The sequence below is a fragment of the Pseudomonas sp. L5B5 genome, from assembly GCF_020520285.1.
In the GTDB taxonomy this organism is placed as follows: Bacteria; Pseudomonadota; Gammaproteobacteria; order Pseudomonadales; family Pseudomonadaceae; genus Aquipseudomonas.
On record NZ_CP084742.1, the window covers coordinates 748988 to 770342 of the forward strand.

Consider the following 21355-nt stretch of genomic DNA (forward strand, 5'->3'; position numbering starts at 1 on the left):
CGGTCGCACCTGGCGGGCTGCGCAGCCGCGCTCATTGCCTGAGCGCCGAACCTGGCGCAGTTGCTCGATCAGGGCCACCACCGCCGGCAACGACGAGCCGGCCATGCCCTGGATCACGACTGCTGGCCTGGGCCAGGCCGGCAAGCCCCAGGAGGGCTATCCAGGGCCGATGGTGCGCAGGCATCACGACTCCATCGCGGCGATCCGCACCAGGGCCCGTACCGCGGTGCGGGTGGCCTGGGTGAGGGGCTGGGGCAGGCGGTCGAGTTCGAACCAGGCGACTTCGCCGTGCTTGTGCGGCTCGAGGTTGCAAGGCGCCATGTCGGGCGCCGAGGCCAGGTACACCGGAGCAACCCAGTGTTCTTCGCGAGTCGGGTCGATCTGGTCGACCACGCACAACAGGCTGACGCCCTGCAGTGTCAGCCCCAGTTCTTCGAAGATTTCCCGGCGCATGGCCTGTTCCACGGGCTCCAGCCAGTCGACCTTGCCCCCCGGCAGGCCCCAGTGTCCGGCCTCGGGGTCCTGCAGGCGCTTGACCAGCAGCAACTGGCCGTCGCGCACGATGGCGGCGCCGCATCCCAGGCGGGGCTGTTGAGGCATGGTCGGTCTCCTTGGCGCGGATGGACAGGATGAACGCCGGCGGCGCGTGGCGTCCCAGGACGACAATATCGGTTACGGACATGACAACAGTAGGGGCCTTTGTTGTTCATTTGTAATGCCAGGTGCGGCGCTTCAATGGCGAACCAGGACGCTGCCCAGGACCACCAGGGCCAGCAGCATGAGGACCGCTCCGGTACAGCGCTCCAGCCAGGGCAGGGCCCGGGAGAAGCGCTGGCGGACTCGGCTGTTGCCAATGGCCAGGGCCACCAGCACGTCCCAGGCCAAGACCACGCTGAACATCCACAGGCCGTAGAACAGCTTCCAGCCGGTACTGATCCCGGCCCCGACCAGCGACGCGAGGCTGACGTAGAACAGGGCGTTCTTGGGGTTGAGGATGCCCGAGAGGAGTCCCATGCCCAGTCCGCGCCACCAGCCATCCCGGCCCAGGCCTTGGGGGGCGACGCCAGCCAGCGAGCTGTTGCCGGCATGGCGGATGAACAACCCGCCCATGTACAACAGGTACGCGCATCCAGCCAGCTGGATCACCAGGAACAGCAGCCCGTCGGAACGGAAAATCGAGACGCCGGCAAATGCCAGGACAATGAACACACCATTGGCCAGGGCGATGCCCAGGCAGGCCCCCGTGGCCCGCCTCCAGCCCGCAGTCATGGACAGGCGAGCCACCAGGAAGAAGTCGGGGCCGGGGGAGAGCAGGGCGAGAAAATGCGCAGCGGCAACCAGCAGGAACTGTTCGATCATGGGCAGGGCTTCCAGGGAGCAAGAGGGCTGGAAGTCTGGAGCGCGCCGAGGGTCGGGTATTGAAGAAAATTGCGCGACCTCAGGCCTTGTACATCCCCGGCGTGACGCCGACATGGGCCTTGAACACTCGCTGGAAGTGAGCCTGGTCGGCAAAACCCAGGCGCTGGGCCAGCGCCGCCGGGGGCTCGCCAGCCCGTAGCGAGGAGCGGGCCTGGATGATCCGCTGGTCCAACTGATAGGCATGGGGCGTCATGCCGGTGGCCGTGCGAAAAGCCCGGATCAACTGGTAGCGACTGAGGCCGGCCAGTTGCGCCAATTGTTCCAGGGGGCTGATGGCGTGGGGTGCCTGGCGCAGGAGCGCGACGACCCGGCGCACCCCTTCGCTGGCCCGGGCCGGATCGACGATCTGGGAAATCGCCGGCTGTTCTGCGGTCGAGAAATCACCGATGAATTCGATCAGGGCCGCGTCCTTGTCCTGCCAACTGGCGGTTGAGAACAGCAGGTCGTTGAGCTGGCAGAAACGTCGATAGAGCTCAGGATCATCGCTGAGCAGTACCTGACGCCGGGATGCGCTGCTGGCCAGGGCGGGCACCTGGCGTACGGCCTCTACCCAGGCGGCGTCCAGGTGCAGCATCTGGTAGCTCCAGGCCGTGCCCGGGCAAGGATTGCACGCATGCACGCAGTCGGCCGGGACCCACACCACGCTGCCCGCGCGAATCAGCGTGGGCCCTGCGGCAGCCCCGCTGAAGAGGCTGGTGCCCTGGTCCACTGCACCAATGGACAGTGTCGGATGGCTGTGGGCCTTGTAGTTGGCGCGACTGTCACAGGCCCGGCGGCTTTCGACATGAGGCAGGAGGGGGTCGCGCCAGAACTGGGCAGTGCAGGACATGATCGGCAAGACCTCGCAGGTGGATGATCGACCAAGGTTAACGAGGATGGGGGCCCAGCAGAAGTGCCGCGCAGGTGTGCAGTGCAGCCCTTGCCGGGTCATCGCGGTCTCAAGAGTGTCGCGGTGGCAACTCGATTACCGCCAGCATGTCTTCACCGTCCTCGTCCATGCCGGTTTCGGCAAAACCGAAGCTGGCATAGAACTCGCCGGCTACCGGGTTTGCGGGGTGGTAACAGATCTCGATCCGGGCCAAACCGTCGATCTGTCGCAACTCCTGGAGCAGCAAGCCCAGCGCCTCGCGGCCGATGCCGCGGTTCTGGTGCTGCTTGTCCACCATGAAACGCCAGATGGAGACTTTTCGCGGGGTCTCGGCGCTCCACAAAAACAGGCCCACTGGCAGCTCCTGATCGTAGATGGCGCGTGCAGTGCAGGTAGGGTTGTAGCTGGCCTGGACCAGCGACCAGAGATTGGAGGCCACGTAGTCCTCTTGTTCCTCGAATACCTCCAGATCGCAGATCTGCTCGTAGTTGTGTTGATCGACTGCGCGGAGTGTGGCGTTCGACACGTTGCTATTCTCTTGGGCTTGCAGGGCCGGCCAACATAACAAAGGGCTACTTGCCCTGCGCCTGCAATGTGACAGTTTTTTGTAGGTTAATTGTTCTTTTGCACGCATATAAACGGCGTGAATGCAGTGGTTCGACTGGCCATTCTTGCTAAACCGATACACGTCGATATGCAACGGTGAACAGTGCGAGCTAGAGCGTATATGGCCAAATTGGCGAGATGGAATATAAGTGCCTGATAGAGCAACTGTTCCTGAGGATTTGGTGGAAGGCTATTGGTTTGGCCATACTTGAGCCAGCATACCGTTCATCGAATAAAGATGAACCAGAGGGCCGAGAGTCCGTCGTTGCCTATTGAACTGATCTAAACAAAAGTGGACCTTCAACACCCGTGATTATACTGAAACGATAAATCTTGTTTCTGTGAAATTTTCTCTTGACATGCCGATAAATCCAAGAGGAAGGTATAAGCCATTGATGCATTCAATTCTCCCTGGTTCGTCAGCCAGGTTGAAGTAAGCTTATGAACTAACCAGTTAAAAGCATCATTGAAAAAGGATTCAACCTGATCTGCTCCAGGGTCTGGTTATCAATGGATAAGGGAATATCAAGATGAAGCTATCGACATTTTCCACTGCTATTAATGATCGATATTTCGAAGACTATGTAGAGGGGTCAGTATTCGAATACGGCCCACTTGATGTCAGCGAGTCTGAAATCATCGCATTCGCCAAGCAGTTTGACCCGCAAGTCATGCATCTGGATCCGGTGGCTGCTGCAAGTGGTCCCTTTCAAGGGCTGATTGCCAGCGGTTGGCATACCCTGGGCCTGATGATGCGCCTGTTTGTAGATCACTATCTGTCCTCTGTCGCCAGCCGCGCTTCGCCTGGTGTCGATGAAACACGTTGGTTCAAGCCCGTTCGCCCTGGTGACCAGCTGCGGTTGCGTGTCTCGGTCCTGGAAACCCGGCGTTCTCGCTCCAAGCCTGATCGGGGCATGGTCATCTCGTTGCTCGAAGGTATCAATCAAGACAACGAAGTCGTGGCCAGCGTCAAGCCGATGAACTTTCTGGCCCTGCGCAATCCTGACGCCCGATAGAACCAGGATTCATGACCTGTTATTGAAGACAGGGAACATTGTTCCTTGCTGCAGATTCGACATTACTAACCTGAGCATTTCAACTAATGCACTATAGTGAGGTGGAAACATGCCTAGCAGAGCAGACATCGATAGTATTGTGAATCAATGCCTGGCCGAAAGCATCGCCAGCCAGAACAACAACATGTCAGCCGAAGACATGAAGAACATAACCATATATGGAGTGGATGGCCTGTTCGATTCACTGCAACTCGTAACACTGATGATGCGAATCGAGGAGTTGCTTGCCGACACGTTCGACTTGTCTGTTTCCCTGACATCCGATCGCGCCATTTCGCGAAAGGTCAGTCCCTTTCAAAGTCCGTCGACCCTGGCCGAATTCATCATGGAAGAAATACCCGCACTGGAAGCCAACTAGGAAAACTTCATGCTGATCCTTGTAACGGGAACACGAACCGGTTTGGGTCGGATGCTGGTCAAGCACTTGATCGGAGAGGGGCATACAGTCATTGGTTGTAGCCGCAGGGAAGGGGCCAGGATGCCTCCAGGCTACATCCATTTTAATCTGGACCTGACCGACCCAAAGTCGGTAACGGCAATGTTTCATGAAATAAGAAAGCGCTACGGCTTTATCGATGCACTTGTCAATAATGCCGGCACATCGATCATGGAGCCATTCTTGCTAAGCGACATGGAACACACGAAAAAGCTCTACGACCTGAATGTATTTTCGGTGATGCAATGCTGTCGCGAAGCGGTGAAGTTGCTGAAGAACAGCAGTAGTGGATCAGCGTCGATATTGAACATTTCGTCGGTGGCCACGTTGTTTTCCCTGGAAGGGCAACTGGCCTATGCAACCAGTAAGGCAGCGATAGAGCAGTTCACTCGTTCTCTTAGCCGAGAGATTGCACCCTTGAATATCCGGGTAAACACCTTGGGTCTGCCTCCTTTGAGAACGGCTCTTACCCGGACCCTGGGCAAGGACAAGGTCGAAGCACTCATCGCACGCCAGGCAATCAAGCGGCCTTGTGAGTTTCCGGATGTCGTGGGGCCGGTGGAGTTTTTTCTCTCCGGCGCGTCAAGTTTCGTCTCGGGTGAAACGCTTTACTTGGGAGGGGTCAGGTGATGAATGCATGCTGGCTGGGTAGTCTGGAGGATAGAGGTGACCGTCGAGCATTGATCGACGGGGAAATCTCACTGTCGTACAAGCAGGTGGCCCAGCAGGCCAGGGACCTGGCCAGATCCTTCATGCAGTCCGGTATCACCCCCGGGCAGGTCGTGATAGTGCATGGAAACTATTCGATCAACAGCATCCTGGCCTTGCTGGCCCTGGCCGCCATCAAGGCGATAGTCGCACCGGTTACAAACCTCACGCCTTCCATCGAAGAAACACTGAAAGTCGCCTGCGACGCCAGCTTCCTGGTCACGGCCCTTGATGACATGACCGTCGTGCCCCTGGCTGGCCAGTCACGGCATCCTTTGTATCGTTCACTGCAGCAAAGCGGCATCGCGGGCTTGATCCTGCTGTCCAGTGGCAGCACCGGCAAACCCAAGGCAATTCTGCACAACCTGGATAACCTGATTGCTGAAAAGGACAAGCAATCCAGAGGCCGGCAGTTGGTGGTCATCTTGTTTCTGATGTTCGACCACATAGGCGGTGTGAATACGTTGGTCAACGTGCTGTTCTCCGGCAACTGCGCGGTCGTGGTGAGAGAGAGGACACCGGAGCGCGTATGCCGGGAGCTGGAGCGCCACAAAGTGCAGGTCTTGCCTGCCAACCCGACCTTTCTGAACCTGATACGTCTTGGAGATTTTCACCAGCGCCATGACCTGTCGGCATTGCGGCTCATTACCTACGGCACCGAAGCCATGCCGTTGCAGCTCCTGGTCCATCTGCGAGAGATATTTCCGCGGGTGCGGTTACTGCAGACCTTTGGCACCTCTGAAACAGGGATAGCCGGGACACAAAGCACGTCTTCCCAAAGCACGCGATTCAAGATAGTCGACGACAGTTTCGAATATCGCATTGTCGAGGGTGAGCTCCAGTTGAAGTCACCCGGTCAGTTCCTCGGTTATCTGAATGTCGAAAACACTTCGTTGACGGCGGATGGCTGGTTTCGCACCGGAGACCTGGCGGAGTCGGCCGGCAACGGCGAAATCCAGATCCTGGGGCGCATCAATGACGTGATCAATGTCGGAGGGGAGAAGGTCCTGCCACTTGAAATCGAGGCGTTGCTGCTTTCCTGCCCACAGGTCCTGGACTGTGTCGCCTACGGGGTCAATAACGCCATAACGGGGCAAGTTGTCGGGGTGAACATAAAACCTGCCTACCCGATCAGCAGTGATGGCCTGAGAAGGGCGGTGATGGATTTTCTCGCGGGCAAGCTGGAGAGATACAAGATGCCCGTGAAGATCAGAAAAGTTGATGAAATTGCTGTGTCGGAGAGATCGAAGAAGAAACGCAATATTGAGCTCTAATCGCGACCTGAAGGAGAACAGGTATGTTACCAAGCAATGTAGTGATCATTGGTGGTGGACCGGCCGGATCCGTGGCAGCACTGACTCTGCTTAAGTTGGGACACCAGGTCACCCTGTATGAAAAGGAGACATTTCCCCGATACCGGATAGGAGAGTCATTTCTTCCGGGGACCATGTCGATATTCAATCGATTGGGCTTGCAGGCGCTGATTGATGAAGCCCAGTTTGTCAAAAAGCCTTCGGCAACCTTTCTATGGGGGCAGAACCAGCCACCTTGGACCTTTTCCTTTTCAACCCCCAAGAGCACGGCTGAATGGGTGTTCGATCATGCCATCCAGGTCAAGCGAGAAGTGTTCGATCACTTGCTCTTGAAGGAGGTCATCGCCCGAGGGGGCAAGGTTCATGAAGGGGCATCGGTCACCCATGTCGATTTGAGCGACCCCGAAACGGTGACGCTGGAAGTCCGCCAGGGCGACTCATCCTCGAAGGTCTCGGGAGACTATTTGATCGACGCCTCCGGCGCGAACAGCATCCTTGCGCGACAACTGAAAATACGTCGCTATGACGAGTTTTATCGCAACCTGGCTGTATGGTCTTATTTCTCCTGCCCCGATCCCTTCCAGGGAGACCTGCGTGGAACCACGTTCTCGATCACCTTTGAAGACGGCTGGGTGTGGATGATTCCGCTGGAAGGAGACATCTACAGCGTCGGCGTGATCGTCGATGTCAGCAAGGTGGCCGAGATAAAGGAACTCGGCACCGAGGCGTTCTACCAACGCACATTGGCCAAATGCATCCGTGCCAAGGAACTGCTGGGCGATGCCGAGCAGATCGATGGGGTCAGGGTCGTGCGTGACTGGTCATACGACACCAGCACTTTCTCCGGCGGCCGTTTTTTCCTTTGTGGTGACGCTGCCTGTTTCACCGACCCGCTGTTTTCGCAAGGCGTGCACCTTGCCTCGCAGTCTGCTGTTTGCGCGGCGTCAGCGATCGACTATCTCTCACAGCACCCTGATGAACAGGCAAAAATCCATGAATGGTACAAAAGCACTTATGGCGAAACCTATGAGCAGTACCACGAATTCCTAGCGTCCTTTTATACCTATGCCTCTTTCACCGAGCCTGATTCCGAGTTCTGGAACAAGCGCAGGATCGTGGAGAGTGAAGATGATCGTTTCAACCGACGCCAATGGTTCGATCAACTCTCGGACAAGGCCGACCAGGGACATGAATGGGCAATTTCGGACTTCAAGGACCGAGCATCCACCATGATTGCACTGGGCCGACACAAGCGAAATGAGCTCTCGGATGCCTTTTCCGACGCAGAGTTGACCCCGATGAGGGTTGGCTGGATTGGCAAGTTGTTGAAGCAATTATCCAGCATTTCCGAATTCAGCTGGAATGGCGGGGCAGTGACCTTGCAGGACTATTACAAGGTCAACCCGATGGATTTCAAGCTTGAACCCAAGGCAATACTGTCCAACGGCGAGAAGCGCATGACCAAGTACGCGGCAAGTCCCAAGGTCAGGGACATCTTTGCCGACTTGCTAAAGGAGAAGTTTGACTACAAGACCTTGATCAATCGCTTGAATGCGGTCGGGTACTCCGAACATGCCCTGCAAATGGTGATACGTCTTTTCGAGGCCGGTCTGTTGTCCGGGAAAAACGCCATGGGGGAAAAAGTTCATATACAAGATCGCCTGCGGTTCGATGGTGTAGGCATCGAGTACGAAGTCTGACTCATACCGCCAACCTTGGATGCTATCGAGCGCAGTTTCCCCGAGTGATGACACGTGATTTGTTTTTGGCATTCTCAATCTTCTGGAGATCCAAATGAAAATCGATGAAGAGTTTGAAAGACACTACGCCAGGCCTGATCTGGAGCAGAAGATCCTGACGGCGCTGCGAGCCAGTGGGAAGGATCCGGACAGGCTGGGTTTCGAGGACCTGGCACCGGTGGACGAGATCCACATCGGCGGGCGCCAGGCGACTGCCGACCTGGCCGACAGGCTGGGGCTACAGGCCGACATGAAAGTACTGGATGTCGGTTGCGGATTGGGCGGGGCCACTCGCTACTTCGCCAGCACCTTCGGTTGTGAAGTCCATGGCATAGACCTGGCGCCCGACTACATCAACGCGGCGTCGACACTGGCCGCCCGGATAAATGGAGGACTCAAGGTCAGCTACCAGCAGGCCAGTGCACTGGCGCTGCCTTTCCCCGATGATTTTTGCGACGTCGTGACGATGTTGCACGTAGGGATGAACATTGCGGACAAGCCGTTGTTGTTCAGTGAAATCGGGCGGGTACTGAAGCCTGGCGGCAAGCTGGGGATCTACGACGTGATGCGTGTCGGGGAGGGCAAGGTCCTGTATCCGGTTCCCTGGGCGTCGAACCCGAGTACGGATTTTGTGGCCCCCCTGGATGATTATCTGGTGCACCTGAAAAACGCGGGGTTCACGGTGGTCAGTGAAACAGACCGCTGGGAGTTTGGCGTGGCGTATTTTGACCACTTGCGAAACCTGAATCTGGAACAGGGGGTATCACCACTCGGGCTGCATATTTCATTCGGTACCACGGCCATGCGGCAGATGGTCAATATCTCGACACTGATCAAGAACCGAGTGCTCAGCCCTGTTGAGCTCGTATGCAAACTGGCCAGATGAGGCAGGCGATGAGTGATCATGATGATGTGTATTTCGAAGACTTTGCCAAAGGGCAGGTCTTCACCCTGGGCAGCGCGGTGGTCACCGAATCCGGGATCATCGATTTTGGCCGCGAGTTCGATCCCCAGTCCTTCCATATCGACCCAGTCGCGGCGATCGATTCACCGATGGGAGGGCTGGTTGCCAGCGGTTTTCATACACTCGCCCTGAGCTTCCGGTTGTTCATCGACCTGGGGTTGCTGCGGGCCTGCAGCGTGGGAGGCGCGAGCTTGAACGATGTGCGTTGGACGAAGGCTGTTCGCCCGGACGACCTCATCAGTGGTTCGGTCACGGTTCGCGACGTTCGCAACATCCCGCTGCCTGGCAATCGAGGCCTGGCCCAGTTTTCTTTCGAGATCATCAACCAAGCCCATGAGCGGGTCTTGTCCTACCTGGCGACGATCGTGCTGAAAGGGCGCGGGGCCTGAGTAACCCGCCCAGCCCAGGGAACTCGATGGTACCTGGCGGGTGAGGGCGCCCGACTACGACAAGGACAGCTGCATGTCCCAGCAGTCCAGGCCTGGGCCATGGCCGTCAGGCGTCACCTCGAGCAGCACGAATCCCAGGCCGGCATAAAAGCCCTGGCTGTGCTGGCTGGTGCTGAGGCGTACGGTACTGGCCAGGCCTTGTTCACGGATGGCCAGCAGCCGGGCTTCAGTCAGTAGGCGCCCCAGGCCTTGTCCGTGCAGAGTCTGGTCGACCATGCCCCAGCACAGACTGGCGGTTGACGTGCCTGCGCGCAGGGCATGGCCACCGCAGGCAACTATCCGCCCATCACGTTCGATGACCAGCAGGTTGCGTGGCGAGTGTTCGAGAAAATTCAGGAAGTCTGGCCGCTCCAGTGGATCGAAGAAGGCCGGGGTATTGCTGTCGAACAGTTGCAGGCAGGCGTTCAGGTCGCTGCTGACAAAGGGCCGCATGAGGTTCATGGCAATCGATATCGGGCGAAAGATCCCGGATGTTCAGGATCTTTCGCCCGGGAGGTCAAGCCCGGCGATCGAAGAAGTGCCCCATCAACTTCAGCAGCGGCCGGCGGCGGTTGGTCCAGGCGAAATCCCACTCGCTGACCTGCGAATCCCCAGGGTGCTGTTCATGCTGGTGCAGCAGCTTGTGGGCTTCGGCCAGCCGGTACCAGGGCACGGAAGGGAAGGCGTGGTGCACGATATGCAGGTTGAAGTTGAGGATGACGAAACGTGACCAGAGCGGCAGGTTCTTGCAGTCATGGGACACACGATCCTGTTCCCAGTACTGCAAGCGATCGGCATCCTTGGACTGCAGCGGCGCCTCGGCATGGTGTGGCAGGTTCAGCAGCTCCACCATGAAGAACAGGAACAGCCAGATGATCAGGTAGAACAGCACCAGGTCGGCCAGGTGCCCGAAGTACAGTGCCACGCCGGCCATGGCCAGGTAGGCCACCAGGTACAGGCGAGCAAAACGGATTTCCTTGAGGATGCGCGCCGAGTGATCGCCCTTGGCCCGGGCGATGAAGGGCGCGCGCCAGTTCAGCAGGAAATGGTTGGCAGCGATCATCGGGATCCAGTGTTTCCACATGAACTCCAGGGTCCGTTCCTGTTTCTTGGTCATGACCGAGAACTTCTCGATCATGCCGCGGTTCTCCGGATCGTTGAGCGGGTGCGAGGTCCAGGTATGGTGGGCCGTGTGGAAACGGCGCCGAACCAGGAAGGGCAAGGCAATCATCCAGCCACTGCAATGCCCGATGAAGTTGTTGACGCTGCGGTTTTCCGAAATCGCGCCGTGCAGCGCCTCATGCAGGATCAGGTAGACCTGCAGGGTGGCCACCCCGGCCAGCACCAGGCCCAACAGCTGGAGCGCAGTGGATGAGCTGATCCAGAGGTTCCAGGCCAGCACCAGGATCATCAGGTCGGCGATCCACAACATGACAGTCCAGGGCTCCTTCGCGCCGTCTGGAATTTCTTTTCGAACCTTGAGCCATTGTTCTTTTGTCACTTCTTGATTCTCCAATAGTCATCCGCGAAGGGATGCGGGTACTCGACGGATTAGACGGCGACACGCGGGGCAAGGCCCGGTCGGATACCGCACAGGGTGTCGCCGAGCCTTGCGTAGGCCTGGTCGAAAAAGGCGACATCTTCATCGAAGCCATGGCTGCGCGGAGCCTGGGCAAACTTCTGCCATACCAGGGTGATGCAGTCGTAGCGAGCGCCGCCTTGCAGGTGCCAGGCCGGCAGGTAGGCGGTCATTGCAAAACCCTGCTGCATCAGGCCACCGAACAATTCCAGTTTGTCGGCCAGCACCTGGACACTCACGTATTCGACTTCCTTGTGGGTTTGCAGGAGCGACGCGAGCTCCTGCAGCACTTCACGTTCGGTGGGATAGCTACCCACGTGCCCGGACACCATCAGCGCATTGGCCTCAGGGTCCAGGGTGTACAGCAACTGACCGTGGCGCTCGGTTCCCGGAGCACCGCTCAGGTAGGTGTGTGGGTAGGCGCCCAGCACCGGCTCCAGTTGCAACGAGGCATACAGGTATTGGCTGATGAAATCGGTCTCGCAGGCCCTGGCATACCATGGGGCAATATGGACGAAGCCCTCCTGGGTCGGCGGGTGGATGGCGGTCAGGTGGTATTCCCGGATGCCATCGACCTTGTTTGGGCCTCCGTCGTGGCCAACCAGCACCGCTGGCTTGATCTTCTTCATCACCGAGTGGATGGCGATGTTGCGAGGGGTGTAGTAGCCCAGTTCGATGGGTTCTGGCCGGTGGTCTTCCAGGCTGAGCCTGATCAGGTTGGAAATCGCGCCGCCGCGCCGGGCGTCTGGATGAATCACTCCGTAACCGACTTCCCAGGACTGATTCCATGGGCGGCTGGTGATACAGGCGCAACCCTGCAGCGCAGTCTTGTTCGCGACGACGAACCAGCGCTGCTGCGCACAGTTCATCGAGTTACGGATATAGGCCGGACTCTGGCATGGATGGGTCGTGTGCCCGTAGACGATCTGGAACAGTTCGGCGAGGCCATCGATGTCTTCGACGGTACCGGGGCGGAACTCAAATGCATCGGTTTTGGGCTCGATACCCAAAGGCTTGGAAACAGCTGTTTCCAGATAGCTTGTTGTGGTCATGGCACACCAGGTTGACTTTGTTCGGGGCACGCGAAAGCGGTGACTGCATTGGGCATGTCACAGGCTCGTGGATGGATGCTCGAATCGTGGTGGTTAGCGGTCGCCGTCGCGTCGTGAAAGACGCAGGCAGGAGGTGAGGGCGGTGATCAGCAGCCAGGGCAGGGGAGTATCAGGCCCGCTGTGCTGGAAATGTGCATCATCCTTGATCTGGTACATCTACAACTCCTGTTCATGGCTCGATGACTTTGCCGGGCAGCTGGAATCCTTCCAGTCTGCTGCGCGTGCACTATAGGGCCTTGGCGTTTGCCGGCAAACGTGACCGACCGGTCGCTGTCCCGGCAATCCCTGCCTGTCGAGCTGGTTCTTGCCGTTTCGGCGTACCGCTGACGGAAGGTATTCGATGCACGAAATACTTATGACGTCGTCATATATGAACGGGCTGAAAGCAGACAACTTCGGAATATGTTGAGTCAGGGCACTCGGAGTCACCGCATGAACAGGTGTCGTGTTGCCTAAGTCCTGTTTTTAAGTTGCAACAAGTCTCACCGCTAATACCGAGTGAAAAGGCGGGGCTGGGCTGGTCCCTGAGCCCCACCTAGATAACTACCACTGGCCGCTTATAAGGCAACCGACGATTTCCCAATCGCTGTACTCCCACCAGGAATATCGTTCATCGGAGCAACTTCTGGCCAGGCTGGCCAACTTGATTCCGTCAGCTGTTTTCTGGGTTCCGAACGGAGTATCAGTAGACGCTGTCACCTGATGGACGGCCGGAGGAGGCTTGATAGTGGTCGGATGCACGGAAGCGTTCGCGACAGTGGCGGTGAAGGCAAGCGCTGCGGATATGGCCAGAACAGTCATGGACTTTTTCATGTTCGATTCCTTTCAGTTATCTGACATGAGGCTTATGCATTAGCCTGACCTGCCTTTATCAGTAATCTGAACAGATCGGGCATTCGCGCAGAGTGGCGCCATGACAGACTACCACCGCGTCACCTCCCACACAGTCGCTCAACGGAGCTATTGACACGCTGGTGAAAGCGTGGATTTTCTCAACGAGCGTTACTCAAGCGTTCGAATTCCGCGATCGGACCAACTTGATAACGGGTGATTCAACGCTATTCTCATCAGGGAAGTGAACTTCATTGACTAAAACATATGTTAAATATTTAGGCAGGAGCCAATAAACATGACAGGGGAAAATCTGATAAAAGCTATAACAGGCAACGCGCTACTCATGAGCCTGGACAATTGTCCTGCTGTATCAGCTCAAATGAGTTGTGCTGTTTATGGGAAAGTACAAAATGACGTTGGAGACGATGTCATTAGAAATGATAAGAACATGAAGTACCAAATCGAACAGGCCATTCTATTTCGTGGCGATCACTCGCAAACAGCTGTTTGGCACTTTCTAATTACGGGGACGGCGGTTCATCACTTTGTGGTTGTTCCTTGGTTCAAGCAGTCAGTCGGAACCGTGTATACAGTATTCATGGCCTACGAAAAAGCATACTCGGTGGACAAGTATGTCAAGCATACCAACCCAGCCCCCAGTGGGGCTAAAGCCTACAAGACAGTCTGGACCGCAAGCGAACTAAAAACCATGCTCTCTGATTTACTAACTAACGATAGCGCTTGGGTAGAGTATTTCGGCCATGTTAAATCCGCCAAGGCAGAAGAGATTCACTACTATAAATACAAGAACACAGCACTAGACTCTGCAGTTTCCAACGTGAATCAATTCAAAAAACTCTGTGGGAAAGACACTTGACCAGCCTGGCGACCGACTCACGCCTGGTCTGAGATTGACCAAAGCCCACCTTCAACGCTTCAACGTGCAGGTGGGTTTCGGCCAGCAGCTTTCGAGAAACTCATGTCAAGCCCACCGTAGACGCTGGTTCGGTGTACGACGTTGACCGCTTATGGGTTAATACCGCCCGAAACCATATGGGCCATCATGGAAAACAGCAGGCACGACATGACAGACATTTCTGATTTTACGGAAGCGGAATTTATCGGGTTTATCAGAAACATACGGGTCATGAACAAAGGCGGAACAGATGCAGCACTGGGTGAGTTGCTCGAACAATTTAGCCGGCTGGCTGGTCATCCAGAGGGTTACGATTTGATTTTCCATCCTGAGCCTGGGGCTGATAATTCTGCGGAAGGTGTCACGCAGACGGTCAAGGCCTGGCGTGCTGCCAATGGTTTAACGGGTTTCAAGGAGATCTGAAGCCGGCTTATCTTGTGGGCTTGAATCTGTGCTGATCAAGACATCCCGAGGTGACAGCCTGGCTTCAAATCTTGTCACCAGAGCCCCACAATCCTGCATAGATAATTACGCATAATGTATATTATGTTAAATCACGTGCCTTGTTAGAGATGCGTTGTTGATGGCGTTTTGGAGGCGCTCAGAACTAAACATGTGAAATGTCGAGAAGTAAAAACGCGAAATTTGATCGCTCGCACTTCTCGAAAAAATTAGTTCTCTTTGCAGGTAGCACTTGCCGATCACCGTAATCTAGGAATCTGCAGTACCCGGAAGTGAACATCGAAATATTTGAGACCTAAAGATCGAAATTCAGATTTCTTGCCCCATTTTGGATCTTCCCTTCAACGCGACACCTTGCGAATTTGTTGAGCAGTATGGTCAAGTGGTTTCACCGTCTTCAGGCTTCCCAGCTAATGCCAGCGACAGCGTCAAGACGCGAGCCTGACCTCTCATTAAGAAGTTCTGTTCGAGTTTTGCAACCTGAATCGCCCCCGGGTTTCGTAGACACCTCCATGCCTTAAAATGAGACCAATCAGGAGGTGCCATGAGCAACCCGCGTTATCCCGAAGAATTCAAAATCCAAGCAGTCAATCAAGTGACCGAAAAGAAGCTGCCTGTCGCTGAGATAGCGGCCCGTCTCGGCGTGTCGACGCATAGCCTCTATGCCTGGATAAAGCGTTACAGCAAACCTCAAGAAGAACGGCAGCAGGATGATGATCAGCACGCTGAGCTACGTCGTCTGCGAGCGGAACTCAAGCGCGTCACTGAAGAGCGAGACATATTAAAAAAGGCCGCCGCGTACTTTGCCAAGGAGTACGGCTGAAGTACGCCTTTATCAAGCAGCGCGCGGGCGATTATTCGATTCGACGGCTTTGCCTGACGCTGAAAGTCCATCCCAGCGGTTATTACGTCTGGCTGTCTGAGCCGCAATCTGTACGCGCCAAAGACGACCAGCGACTGCTGGGTTTGATCAAGCATTCCTGGCTGGAGAGCGGCGGCGTTTACGGCTATCGCAAAATCCACGACGATCTGCGCGAGGTCGGTGAGGATTGTGGTCGTCATCGTGTGGCGAGGCTGATGCGTCTTGAAGGTCTGCGTTCTCAGACAGGTTATCGACGCCGCCCTGGAAAGTACGGCGGTAAGCCAGCGGTCGTCTCACCCAATTTGCTGAAGCGCCAGTTCGATGTTGTGGAACCCAACAAGGTTTGGGTAACCGACATCACGTACATTCGTACGTATGAAGGCTGGTTGTATTTGGTGGTGGTACTGGATCTGTTTTCTCGGCAGGTCGTTGGCTGGTCAATGAAGTCGCAGATGACCAGTGATTTAGCTATTGATGCGTTGTTGATGGCGGTTTGGAGGCGTAAACCGAAGCAAGAGGTGATGGTTCATTCCGACCAAGGCAGCCAGTACAGCAGCTCCGATTGGCGCAGCTTTTTGAAGGCTAACAATTTGGCTGCCAGCATGAGTCGCCGAGGCAACTGTCATGACAACGCCGTGGCCGAGAGTTTTTTCCAGCTTCTGAAACGGGAACGGATCAAGCGAAAAATCTACACCACGCGGGAAGATGCTCGGAGTGATGTATTTGATTACATCGAGATGTTCTACAACGTAAAACGCCGCCATGGTTTCAACAATCAGCTGTCACCGGTAGAGTTTGAAAAGCGTTACGCAATGAGCTTGCAAGGTGTCTAGAGAATCCGGGGCGATTCAAACACAGGCGTTCTGGGGCAAGCTCGCAGAGGAGCGATGTGTATTTTTTGTAGGAGTGTCTAGAGCAAAGCAAAGGCTCGTAATGACCAGCTGTGATCTACGCCCTCGTCCCAAAAGCTCAAAAAAGAGATGGGACGAGCGTCGGAGCCAACACGGCGAGTTTGTAAGCCATGTGGTGAGGCACCAAACCTGCTCGCTCCATGCTTGGAAGAGGTAAATTTGCCTAATTTCTGTGGAGCTATAGACCAAGGAGGAATGAATGGGAAGCAAAATCCCTGAGGCTAGGAACGCTCTTGGAGCAAAAGTCAGTGCACTGCAATATGAAGGGAACCCTGTAGGACAGTTATCTTGCCCATCCAACGGGTGCGAAGCGCGGCTATCTTTCGTCAAGCGACATGACAGACGATACGCCACCAAAACGATTGAGGTGGCTCCTTGCTTCAGGCTGAAAAAGCGGTTCAACCACGATGCTAACTGCAAATACAATCTTGGGGGACAGCTCGGCATCATCGCAAAAGGATCATCTTCAGATTTGTTTTCGGCCATCTCAGCGTCAAAATTTGAGTTTCGTCTTCACATACTGATCAAAGCCCTATGGGAGCTTGATGACGCAGAAGTGGATGCTAGGGGGCGAGGCTGGGCATCCACCGAATCGCAGAACAAAAGTTATGGAAACAAGGGCCGCCTTTCCAACTATCTGAAAACCCTGGGTCAGATACTCGAGCTGAGGGCATTGTGTGAAGACAATGACGAGCTCAAAAGCCTCGTTACGCTGAAATCCAAGGAAACCACCATCCCCTGGAGTAAGTTCTACTTCGATCACAGCAACCTTTGCGACTTCACTCGCCACTACGGTACGGGCACCCTGACAATTCCATTGGCTATTGCCGGGTATGTTCAAGACATTCGTCCACCTAGCGATCGATTCCCATATCACGTGGCAGAGCTCACCTCTCCCTATGTTGAGCCCGACAAGAACGGCATCGTCCGCAAGCCCGTGCCTCAGGTGATTTTAAAGCAGTCCCCCCTCGCCGACCTGCTCAAACGCCAACATGAATACATCTTCTTTGGGCAGTGGAAAGCCCGTGTCCGCCGAACGAGCGGCCGAGGGGAAAACTCTAACCAGACCTGGCTCTTCGAGAACATCGAAATGTACATTGACCAAGCGGATCATTTCGTCGAGTGCTGAACAGGCGTCATTCTGTCCAGCGCATAAAACAGCAAGCGGAGCGCGCAGGCCACCGGCCGTAGACGTGAGGATGGAAGCCCATCGGGCCGAGACACGGAGTGGCTCGGTTTACGACAGCCGTCCGCAGAGCGGCACGTCCAATGTCTAGACAACATACGACGTCCCCCGCAAATTCTAAGACTGCTCGTCGCCCAAGGCGCGCACGTCTCTTGTGGATACTGTGTCACTCGGTAGCTGATTGGCGCTTGGCGGTGGCCAGAGCCCCCGCCAAGCCCACCACAAGGCCCGCGTAATCCGCCCGGGCCGCATTTACGGGGCATACTGAGCAATCGTCCGTTCGACGTGGGCATCGGCCAGCCGATAGATATTCAAAAGTTCAGCGTCAAAGGCGTGTGCTATCTCCTCCAGAGTTGGAGAGTCACCCAGTCGGTCAAACGTGCTTCTTAGGCGGGATTTCACCTTCTCGTAGACTCTGCTAAGCACCTGGTCGCTCGCCAGATACCTTCTCAAGCTAGAAAGCTTGTAAGGATCAGTAAATCTAGCTGCCGCATCCTGAACCATCATGTCGTATTTCGACGTATTTACCGAAAACGCGGGGACAGTGTAGAAATGGTAGGCACATGCCTTCCTGATGCGCTCATCTTGCTCATAGTAGGCCTGCTGTTGCTCATTATGCTCGTGGTAAGCCTCCTCCTCTGCTGCTTCATTAGCGCTAATCATGCTCTCGACTTGCATCTCGGCTTTCGACGCGAACGCAAGCAGATCGAGATCGTCTTCTTGGTAGGCTACCTGCTTCAGGAACGTCGCTATCCCCATCACCTTGTAATCCAGGAAATAGTCGTAATCCGAATAGGGATCATAATCCGAAGAACGGTCGCGCTCTGTATCCTGCTGTGCTTCGAGTCGGCTCATCCACGACTGCAAATGGGCTTTTAGTGCAGCTTTCATCAGTGTCCTCTTTAATCTGAAAGTCAAACCCTGCAGGAGGGTTTGATCGGCACGGTACCGATCAATTGTGCCCCTGGAACAGGAATTAAAGGTTGAAGCGAAATTGTTTTGCTCCTCCACATATGTAGCTGTTGATTCACATCGCGGGTGTGCCTGCAGTGTGCGACAGCGCTATCAATTTGGGCAGCGCTACGCCCTGGGGACCGTCTCCCAAAATGGCCCTTAGATGTATTTGAACATGAACCACCAGGCGTAAACGACCGACTCTGAATAGAACTGATCGTCATCAAGTAGCCCATGCGCAAAGGTGTTCCTGAGGTTCGGGCCATATGGGCTGCAGAACACAGCTTTGATTTCAAAAGCTACGTCAAGGCCAAGCAGTTCGGTGTGTAGTGGCCTAATGAAACCGGACACCCATTTAGGCGAGAATACTCGCCAGATAGAGGTTTCTGATGACTAAGCAAAGTCGTTCATTTTCCGCTGAAATCAAACACAAGGCTGTAGGCCTTGTGCTTGATCAAGGCTATAGCCACATCGAAGCCTGTCGTTCACTTGGGGTAGTCAAATCTGCGCTGCGTCGCTGGGTTAACCAGCTTCAGCAAGAGCACAATGGTGTGACTCCGCAAAGCAAAGCGTTGACGCCCGAGCAGCAAAAAATCCAGGAATTGGAAGCCCGGATCAATCGGCTGGAGCGGGGAAAAACGATCCTAAAAAAGGCCACCGCGCTCTTGATGGCCGAGGAACACGAGCGTTCGCGTTAATTGATCAACTTCGTTCTGAAGAGCCTATCGCTGATCTCTTTGCGCACATGCCCTTGGCGATCCTTGCCTCATCCATGACCGTTGTCCGAGAGAGTCCCGTTTGTGTCCGTAAATACCCCATCCCTCTGAACCGGACTGTTCTAGTTTCTACCAGCCCCTGATCAGCAGCTTGGTCTTCAGTGTCGGCTCCGCTTCCAACGCGTCCGGCAATGCAGGGTTATCTTTCGCATACAAAAATACACAGGGAGATTCAAATGAGTGTCCGACTGTATCGTTCTGTTCTCGTTGTCATCACCTGCTTGTTATGTTCAACCAGCTTTGCTGGCGAACAACCTTATCGATTTGGCTTGGGCAAAGCCGATATTACCGGCGAGGCAGCGGAAGTCGGGATGATGGGGTACTCCTCCACCGACCAGAAGACCGCCGGTATTCATACGCGGCAATGGTCGAGGGCTTTCATCATTGAAGATGCGGCCACGGGCAAGCGGCTGGTGTACGTCAACACCGACCTGGGCATGATTTTTCAAGCGGTGCAGCAAAGTGTGTTGCGCAAGTTGGAGAAGAAATATCCAGGGGTCTATAACGAAAACAATGTGATGCTGGCGGCCACTCACACTCACTCAGGCCCCGGTGGTTTTTCCCATTACACTATCTACGACTTGTCGGTGCTGGGCTTTCAGGAAAAGACCTTTAACGTGATTGTCGATGGCATCGTGCGTTCAATTGACCAGGCCCATCAACAGATGCAGCCTGGCCGGTTGTTCTATGCCAAGGGTGATCTTAAAAATGCCAGCAAGAACAGATCGCTGCTCTCCCACCAGCGCAACCCGGATGTCGCCGGCTACATAGACGGTATCGACCCGGAAATGACGGTATTGAAGTTCGTCGACCAACAGGGCGAGGTTGCCGGAGTCATCAGTTGGTTCCCTGTACACGCCACATCCATGACCAACAACAATCATCTGATTTCTGCTGATAACAAAGGCTATGCGTCTTACCACTGGGAACATGACATCAGTAAAAAACCAGGGTTTATCGCCGCCTTTGCCCAGACCAATGCCGGCAATTTGTCGCCCAACTTGAACTTGCGCCCAGGCTCAGGGCCGACCGAAGACGAGTTCGCCAACACCAAGGAAATCGGCCTGAGACAGTTCAACAAAGCCTATGAACTGGCTACCGGGCCGACCGAGGAAGTGACCGGGGGGCTCGACAACCGCTTTCAGTTTGTCGACTTTCACGGCCTGACCGTACGCCCTGACTACACGGATGGCACACCGAAGACGCTGTGTATTGCCGCCTTGGGCAGCAGCCTGGCGGCCGGCAGTACGGAAGATGGCCCTGGCCCACTGGGCATCAGTGAAAGCAATAATCCGCTGCTGGCTTTCCTTGGCGGCTTGCTGACCGGTGTGCCGTCCAAGGAGCTGAAGAAGTGCCAGGCTGAAAAACAGATACTGGCCGATACGGGCGACAAGAAACCCTTCCCCTGGACCCCCAATGTGCTGCCGATCCAGATGTTCCGCATTGGCCAGCTCGCGGTGCTGGGTGCACCGGCCGAGTTTACGGTGATGTCCGGTGTGCGCATTCGCCGGGCGGTACAAGCCATCGTCGCACCCATGGGAATCAACCATGTGATCTTCAATGGCTATGCCAACGCCTACTCCAGTTACGTCACCACTCGCGAAGAATACGGTGTCCAGGAATATGAAGGCGGCTCGACGATCTTCGGCCCCTGGACCCAGGCCGCCTATCAACAGCTGTTCACCGACATGGCCAGCGCCATGCGTGACAATCAGCCGGTCGCCAGTACCGCCCAGCCACCTGACCTGTCCTGCTGCTTGTTGAACTTCCAGACCGGTGTCGTCACCGATGCCCCCTACATCGGCACCTCGTTTGGCGATGTGTTGCAGCAACCGGAAAAGATCTACCACCGGGGGCAAACCGTGGCGGTGGCCTTTGTCACTGGGCACCCGAAGAACAACCTGCATACCGAAGACACCTTCCTCAGCGTGTACTACACCTCAGCCGACCCCACCCGTGAGAAACCGGCGATACGTGTGGCGACCGACAACGACTGGGAAACCAAATACCGCTGGGAACGGGTCGGTATTTCCGCATCGAAGGCGACTATTTCCTGGGATATTCCGCAGGATGCCAAACCCGGCTACTACTACATCAGCCATGGCGGTGATCAGAAAAATGTCTGGGGCACTATCAGCGCCTTTACAGGAACTACCCGAAAGTTTGAAGTGGTGGCTGATTGACCTTCGATTGGTACTCATCTGGG

At 55.6% G+C, this 21355-nt stretch carries 23 protein-coding genes and 1 pseudogene; 13 read left to right on the forward strand and 11 right to left on the reverse strand.

What is annotated here, in order from left to right; genetic code table 11:
• Positions 1-183: 183 nt before the first annotated feature.
• The 4 genes from LGQ10_RS03340 to LGQ10_RS03355 all read right to left on the reverse strand — a co-directional run bounded on the left by LGQ10_RS03340 (position 184) and on the right by LGQ10_RS03355 (position 2813).
• A complete protein-coding gene (locus tag LGQ10_RS03340; RefSeq protein ID WP_226524677.1) occupies positions 184-600 on the reverse strand; it encodes an NUDIX hydrolase in 417 nt (138 codons plus the stop codon).
• Positions 601-732: 132 nt separating this feature from the next.
• Positions 733-1356, reverse strand: coding sequence for a LysE family translocator (locus tag LGQ10_RS03345; RefSeq protein ID WP_226526083.1), 624 nt, complete (start codon positions 1354-1356; stop codon positions 733-735).
• A gap of 82 nt (positions 1357-1438) precedes the next feature.
• Positions 1439-2248: an AraC family transcriptional regulator gene (locus LGQ10_RS03350; RefSeq protein WP_226524678.1), complete on the reverse strand. Its 810-nt coding sequence runs from the start codon at positions 2246-2248 to the stop codon at positions 1439-1441.
• 109 nt (positions 2249-2357) lie between these two features.
• Complete coding sequence (locus LGQ10_RS03355; protein WP_226524679.1) at positions 2358-2813, reverse strand: GNAT family N-acetyltransferase; 456 nt, start codon at positions 2811-2813, stop codon at positions 2358-2360.
• A 610-nt stretch (positions 2814-3423) separates the two neighbouring features.
• Here LGQ10_RS03355 and LGQ10_RS03360 point away from each other — a divergent pair.
• The 7 genes from LGQ10_RS03360 (at position 3424) to LGQ10_RS03390 (ending at position 9518) form a co-directional block, all read left to right on the forward strand.
• Positions 3424-3909 carry a MaoC family dehydratase gene (locus LGQ10_RS03360; RefSeq protein ID WP_058435596.1) on the forward strand — a complete coding sequence of 162 codons (486 nt, stop codon included), beginning with the start codon at positions 3424-3426 and terminating at the stop codon, positions 3907-3909.
• 109 nt (positions 3910-4018) lie between these two features.
• Positions 4019-4327: a hypothetical protein gene (locus LGQ10_RS03365; protein WP_226524680.1), complete on the forward strand. Its 309-nt coding sequence runs from the start codon at positions 4019-4021 to the stop codon at positions 4325-4327.
• Positions 4328-4336: 9 nt separating this feature from the next.
• Positions 4337-5035, forward strand: coding sequence for an SDR family NAD(P)-dependent oxidoreductase (locus LGQ10_RS03370; RefSeq protein ID WP_058435598.1), 699 nt, complete (start codon positions 4337-4339; stop codon positions 5033-5035).
• Positions 5035-6387 (forward strand): ANL family adenylate-forming protein, encoded by a 1353-nt coding sequence (locus tag LGQ10_RS03375; RefSeq protein ID WP_226524681.1) that lies wholly within the window; start codon positions 5035-5037, stop codon positions 6385-6387. The genes LGQ10_RS03370 and LGQ10_RS03375 overlap by 1 nt, the downstream gene beginning before the upstream one ends.
• Before the next feature lie 23 nt (positions 6388-6410).
• Complete coding sequence (gene cmlS / locus LGQ10_RS03380) at positions 6411-8126, forward strand: chloramphenicol-biosynthetic FADH2-dependent halogenase CmlS (protein WP_058435601.1); 1716 nt, start codon at positions 6411-6413, stop codon at positions 8124-8126.
• Positions 8127-8220: 94 nt separating this feature from the next.
• Positions 8221-9051, forward strand: coding sequence for a class I SAM-dependent methyltransferase (locus tag LGQ10_RS03385; RefSeq protein ID WP_226524682.1), 831 nt, complete (start codon positions 8221-8223; stop codon positions 9049-9051).
• Positions 9033-9518 (forward strand): MaoC/PaaZ C-terminal domain-containing protein, encoded by a 486-nt coding sequence (locus LGQ10_RS03390; protein ID WP_226524683.1) that lies wholly within the window; start codon positions 9033-9035, stop codon positions 9516-9518. Before LGQ10_RS03385 ends, LGQ10_RS03390 begins: the two co-directional genes overlap by 19 nt.
• Before the next feature lie 54 nt (positions 9519-9572).
• Here LGQ10_RS03390 and LGQ10_RS03395 read toward each other — a convergent pair whose 3' ends face one another.
• The 5 genes from LGQ10_RS03395 to LGQ10_RS03410 form a co-directional block, all read right to left on the reverse strand.
• Positions 9573-10019: a GNAT family N-acetyltransferase gene (locus tag LGQ10_RS03395; RefSeq protein ID WP_226524684.1), complete on the reverse strand. Its 447-nt coding sequence runs from the start codon at positions 10017-10019 to the stop codon at positions 9573-9575.
• A gap of 55 nt (positions 10020-10074) precedes the next feature.
• Complete coding sequence (locus LGQ10_RS03400) at positions 10075-10989, reverse strand: fatty acid desaturase family protein (RefSeq protein ID WP_226524685.1); 915 nt, start codon at positions 10987-10989, stop codon at positions 10075-10077.
• A 119-nt stretch (positions 10990-11108) separates the two neighbouring features.
• Positions 11109-12188, reverse strand: coding sequence for a GNAT family N-acetyltransferase (locus LGQ10_RS03405; RefSeq protein WP_226524686.1), 1080 nt, complete (start codon positions 12186-12188; stop codon positions 11109-11111).
• Positions 12189-12281: 93 nt separating this feature from the next.
• On the reverse strand, positions 12282-12404 hold the full coding sequence (locus LGQ10_RS31340) for a hypothetical protein (protein WP_264194089.1): 123 nt from the start codon (positions 12402-12404) through the stop codon (positions 12282-12284).
• Between the two features lie 387 nt (positions 12405-12791).
• On the reverse strand, positions 12792-13061 hold the full coding sequence (locus LGQ10_RS03410; RefSeq protein WP_226524687.1) for a hypothetical protein: 270 nt from the start codon (positions 13059-13061) through the stop codon (positions 12792-12794).
• A gap of 316 nt (positions 13062-13377) precedes the next feature.
• Between LGQ10_RS03410 and LGQ10_RS03415 the strand changes: the two genes are divergently transcribed.
• From LGQ10_RS03415 to LGQ10_RS03430, 4 genes are all read left to right on the forward strand, one after another.
• Positions 13378-13959 (forward strand): hypothetical protein, encoded by a 582-nt coding sequence (locus LGQ10_RS03415; RefSeq protein ID WP_226524688.1) that lies wholly within the window; start codon positions 13378-13380, stop codon positions 13957-13959.
• 207 nt (positions 13960-14166) lie between these two features.
• Complete coding sequence (locus LGQ10_RS03420; protein ID WP_226524689.1) at positions 14167-14421, forward strand: bacteriocin immunity protein; 255 nt, start codon at positions 14167-14169, stop codon at positions 14419-14421.
• 583 nt (positions 14422-15004) lie between these two features.
• A protein-coding gene (locus LGQ10_RS03425) for an IS3 family transposase (RefSeq protein ID WP_226524690.1) occupies positions 15005-16155 on the forward strand; the annotation gives its coding sequence in 2 pieces (ribosomal slippage) (positions 15005-15248 and positions 15248-16155; 1152 coding nt in all).
• A gap of 277 nt (positions 16156-16432) precedes the next feature.
• Positions 16433-17362 carry a hypothetical protein gene (locus LGQ10_RS03430; protein ID WP_226524691.1) on the forward strand — a complete coding sequence of 310 codons (930 nt, stop codon included), beginning with the start codon at positions 16433-16435 and terminating at the stop codon, positions 17360-17362.
• 309 nt (positions 17363-17671) lie between these two features.
• Here the strand turns inward: LGQ10_RS03430 and LGQ10_RS03435 are convergent, their stop codons facing one another.
• Positions 17672-18310, reverse strand: a complete 639-nt coding sequence (locus LGQ10_RS03435; protein ID WP_226524692.1) for a hypothetical protein — start codon at positions 18308-18310, stop codon at positions 17672-17674.
• A 222-nt stretch (positions 18311-18532) separates the two neighbouring features.
• Positions 18533-18724 (reverse strand): DUF4209 domain-containing protein, encoded by a 192-nt coding sequence (locus LGQ10_RS03440; RefSeq protein WP_226524693.1) that lies wholly within the window; start codon positions 18722-18724, stop codon positions 18533-18535.
• Between the two features lie 38 nt (positions 18725-18762).
• Here LGQ10_RS03440 and LGQ10_RS03445 point away from each other — a divergent pair.
• Positions 18763-19100 (forward strand): annotated as a pseudogene (locus tag LGQ10_RS03445) (transposase); the annotation flags it as partial.
• A 225-nt stretch (positions 19101-19325) separates the two neighbouring features.
• Positions 19326-21332 (forward strand): neutral/alkaline ceramidase, encoded by a 2007-nt coding sequence (locus tag LGQ10_RS03450; protein ID WP_226524694.1) that lies wholly within the window; start codon positions 19326-19328, stop codon positions 21330-21332.
• Positions 21333-21355: the final 23 nt, after the last annotated feature.

Excerpts from the sequence above, each read along its gene's own strand:
- LGQ10_RS03420 (WP_226524689.1), top strand. The coding sequence starts at position 14,167 with ATGACAGACATTTCTGATTTTACGGAAGCGGAATTTATCGGGTTTATC.
- LGQ10_RS03390 (WP_226524683.1), top strand. The coding sequence starts at position 9,033 with ATGCAAACTGGCCAGATGAGGCAGGCGATGAGTGATCATGATGATGTG.
- LGQ10_RS03350 (WP_226524678.1), bottom strand. The coding sequence starts at position 2,248 with ATGTCCTGCACTGCCCAGTTCTGGCGCGACCCCCTCCTGCCTCATGTC.
- LGQ10_RS03360 (WP_058435596.1), top strand. The coding sequence starts at position 3,424 with ATGAAGCTATCGACATTTTCCACTGCTATTAATGATCGATATTTCGAA.
- cmlS (WP_058435601.1), top strand. The coding sequence starts at position 6,411 with ATGTTACCAAGCAATGTAGTGATCATTGGTGGTGGACCGGCCGGATCC.
- LGQ10_RS03395 (WP_226524684.1), bottom strand. The coding sequence starts at position 10,019 with ATGAACCTCATGCGGCCCTTTGTCAGCAGCGACCTGAACGCCTGCCTG.
- LGQ10_RS03415 (WP_226524688.1), top strand. The coding sequence starts at position 13,378 with ATGACAGGGGAAAATCTGATAAAAGCTATAACAGGCAACGCGCTACTC.
- LGQ10_RS03400 (WP_226524685.1), bottom strand. The coding sequence starts at position 10,989 with ATGTTGTGGATCGCCGACCTGATGATCCTGGTGCTGGCCTGGAACCTC.
- LGQ10_RS03365 (WP_226524680.1), top strand. The coding sequence starts at position 4,019 with ATGCCTAGCAGAGCAGACATCGATAGTATTGTGAATCAATGCCTGGCC.
- LGQ10_RS31340 (WP_264194089.1), bottom strand. The coding sequence starts at position 12,404 with ATGTACCAGATCAAGGATGATGCACATTTCCAGCACAGCGGGCCTGAT.
- LGQ10_RS03450 (WP_226524694.1), top strand. The coding sequence starts at position 19,326 with ATGAGTGTCCGACTGTATCGTTCTGTTCTCGTTGTCATCACCTGCTTG.
- LGQ10_RS03405 (WP_226524686.1), bottom strand. The coding sequence starts at position 12,188 with ATGACCACAACAAGCTATCTGGAAACAGCTGTTTCCAAGCCTTTGGGT.
- LGQ10_RS03435 (WP_226524692.1), bottom strand. The coding sequence starts at position 18,310 with ATGAAAGCTGCACTAAAAGCCCATTTGCAGTCGTGGATGAGCCGACTC.
- LGQ10_RS03370 (WP_058435598.1), top strand. The coding sequence starts at position 4,337 with ATGCTGATCCTTGTAACGGGAACACGAACCGGTTTGGGTCGGATGCTG.
- LGQ10_RS03375 (WP_226524681.1), top strand. The coding sequence starts at position 5,035 with ATGAATGCATGCTGGCTGGGTAGTCTGGAGGATAGAGGTGACCGTCGA.
- LGQ10_RS03410 (WP_226524687.1), bottom strand. The coding sequence starts at position 13,061 with ATGAAAAAGTCCATGACTGTTCTGGCCATATCCGCAGCGCTTGCCTTC.
- LGQ10_RS03340 (WP_226524677.1), bottom strand. The coding sequence starts at position 600 with ATGCCTCAACAGCCCCGCCTGGGATGCGGCGCCGCCATCGTGCGCGAC.
- LGQ10_RS03385 (WP_226524682.1), top strand. The coding sequence starts at position 8,221 with ATGAAAATCGATGAAGAGTTTGAAAGACACTACGCCAGGCCTGATCTG.
- LGQ10_RS03430 (WP_226524691.1), top strand. The coding sequence starts at position 16,433 with ATGGGAAGCAAAATCCCTGAGGCTAGGAACGCTCTTGGAGCAAAAGTC.